Annotated in this window: 1 protein-coding gene and 1 pseudogene; both read left to right on the plus strand. The window is 51.2% G+C overall.

Features of this window, described 5'->3' with window-relative positions; translation table 11 throughout:
• Positions 1-501 (plus strand): annotated as a pseudogene (locus B5D49_RS14595) (hypothetical protein); the annotation flags it as partial.
• Positions 502-1,340: 839 nt separating this feature from the next.
• Positions 1,341-1,814 carry a hypothetical protein gene (locus B5D49_RS14605; protein WP_078718456.1) on the plus strand — a complete coding sequence of 158 codons (474 nt, stop codon included), beginning with the start codon at positions 1,341-1,343 and terminating at the stop codon, positions 1,812-1,814.
• The last annotated feature ends 377 nt before the right edge of the window (positions 1,815-2,191 follow it).

A 2,191-nucleotide genomic window follows, 5' to 3' on the forward strand; every position in this document is an offset into this window, starting at 1 on the left:
ACCGCGCAAGACCCCCTTGGCGCGGCAGGGGGTGACCCGGATTGGTATGGCTACTGCCTGGATGACCCAGTCAACGCCGTGGACAAAACAGGGCTGGACGCGGATTGCATTTCAATTGACGGCAACGCTTCCGGCTTTGGTTTCCGAGGCGAGCTGGGGGTGGGTGTCTGTTGGGACGACGCAGGAGAAATCCGCGCCATGGGGCATGCTGATGGCGGGGCCGGCAGCGGCTGGGGCGTGGGCGCTTCGGGAACTTGGCAAACAACTGACGCCAAGTCTGTTGACGATCTCGCTGGCAAGTCAATGGTTACTGGGGCAGGTCAGGCTATTATACCAGGCCCAGGCAGTAGTAAAGTTTCTGTTGAAGCAGACAATGTGCATTCGGAAACGTATAATGGTTCAGCCTTAGCTGTCGGTTTAAACCTTGGGAAACCCTCGGTAACAGATGTCCATACACAAATGCAAAGCACAAAATTGTGGAGAATTCCAGGACATGAATAGAAAAAATGGTTCTCCACATTGTATTGAAACACCTCGAAATGAAATTCTCGCAATGACTTTCGTGTCTTCCATCATGACAGTCGTTGCCGTAGTGATTTTCTTTTTTTCTCTCCTGTTTTTCCTGATCAGCATAGATTACTGGATACTTGTACTACCAATCGAAATATGCCTTTGGTGGGCCTTTGTAAGCAGATTTTTTTTCATTCCTATCCAAGTAACAGAGAGTCACATCGTCACAAAATTCCTTTTGTGGACCAAATTACTGCCACTTGATAAAATATCACTCATACGAGTTTTTTCGTATGACTACAAATACCCTCTCAGGCTCAAAATTGTTGCATCCGAATCAATTACACTCAAGATCAATGGACTCTTTTTGCGGTACGTCTGTTTCGCTCGGCAACCAAAAGATCGCAAAGTAGGAGATTGCCTTATCCAACGTATCCGTGCCGTAAATCCGGATGCCGTCATCGACATTTGGTAACCATTGGCCGGTTCGCGACTTGAACGGCAGGCCTCCGGCGGCCAATGGGTCCGCGACCCTTTGGAATCCCGTTTACCGGTCTCGCGCTTTCGCGCGGCCGGGGACGTAGGGTGGGAGGTCGTCTGGAGAGTGACTATGGGGAGCAGTGCGGCGGCGTGATCTCATGTTGCCGCGATTTCCGGGATGGCTCCGCCCTCCCGAAACTCGCGGCAACGGTGCGCCCCAAAAGAAAGAACGGCTTTAGCTAGGTGTTGAAAAGCGCCAAAATCGCATACCTTCCGAGGGACACGCCATGCGACAAAAGACAATATTATGGGGAAACCGTAACAATTAATAACGTTGGTAAAAAAACGAGATGGAATCCATTTCGATTCAATACACACGAGGTGAACTGCTCGCCAGGCATGGCTTCTATTCAATGGGAATATTGCTGGGGATTGTCCTGCTCTTCTTCAGCTTTATTCTCTTCATCACAAACGGCTGGATAGGACTCGCAATGGTTGCCTTTTGTGTCCTGTGGCTTTGGAACTGGCGTAAATCGACTTTTTTATTGCTGGAAATCACAGAAGACACCATCAGGTATAAATATTTACTTTGGGATAGGACGCTCTCCCTACGCAATATTTGCAGTATAAGGAGCGTGACGTATGACGAAATAGCCCCGTGCTACAAAGGGACTGAGGAGTGGGAAGACATAATGATCAAGACATATTCCGGTTGGTTGCGCCGCATTTTCTTTGAAAGTGTACCTACAAAACACGGAGCCGGGAAATTCCTTATCCAACGTATCCGTGCCGTAAATCCGGATGCCGTCATCGACATTTGGTAACTATTGGCCGGTTTGCGACTTGAAAGGCAGGCCTCCGGCGGCCAAAGGGTCCGCGACCCTTTGGAATCCCGTTTACCGGTCTCGCGCTTTCGCGCGGCCGGGGACGTAGGGTGGGAGGTCGTCTGGAAAGTGACTATGGGGAGGAGTGCGGCGGCGTGATCTCATGTTGCCGCGATTTCCGGGATGGCTCCGCCCTCCCGAAACTCGCGGCAACGGTGCGCCCCCAAACAAAAGAGCGGCTTCGGCCGCTCTTTTGTTTGGGGAGGGGGAAAGGGAAAGAAACAATACCCGCGACAGGCCGCAGGCCTGGAGCCAATAAAAGTCTTTGGAAAGGGGGTCCAGGGGGAAGAACCTTTCTTCAGAAAGGTTTTCCCCCT

Source organism: Paucidesulfovibrio gracilis DSM 16080, from assembly GCF_900167125.1.
In the GTDB taxonomy this organism is placed as follows: domain Bacteria; phylum Desulfobacterota; class Desulfovibrionia; order Desulfovibrionales; family Desulfovibrionaceae; genus Paucidesulfovibrio; species Paucidesulfovibrio gracilis.